We start from the raw sequence: 275 nt of genomic DNA, 5'->3' as shown, positions 1-275 counted from the left end.
AATACTGTGCGTTAGCTGTTTGATGGTCGTCCACCGCATGCGGAAAAGGTACAAACACTGCCATTTTACCAGCAGCGGCAATTTCACTCACAGTGAGCGCGCCCGAGCGGCAAATAACAATATCAGCCCAGCCGTAAGCTGTGTCTATATCATCTATAAATTCAGCTACTTTTGTATTTTCAGTGCTAAATTTATGCGACTTATAAGCAGCTTCAACACTGCCTAAGTGCCCTTTACCCGTTTGGTGCCAAACACTTATAGCATTGGTATTACCC

Annotated in this window: 1 protein-coding gene; it reads right to left on the bottom strand. The window is 44.7% G+C overall.

The window, feature by feature from the left end:
- Positions 1-275: UDP-N-acetylglucosamine--N-acetylmuramyl-(pentapeptide) pyrophosphoryl-undecaprenol N-acetylglucosamine transferase (locus tag AAEY78_RS12995; protein ID WP_352339731.1), on the bottom strand; the 275-nt coding region annotated here is incomplete at both ends.

The organism is Psychrobacter sp. 16-MNA-CIBAN-0192, from assembly GCF_040309565.1.
In the GTDB taxonomy this organism is placed as follows: Bacteria; Pseudomonadota; Gammaproteobacteria; order Pseudomonadales; family Moraxellaceae; genus Psychrobacter.
The sequence above is the reverse complement of the archived record's forward strand: the minus strand, read 5'-3'. Positions and strand labels throughout refer to the sequence as shown.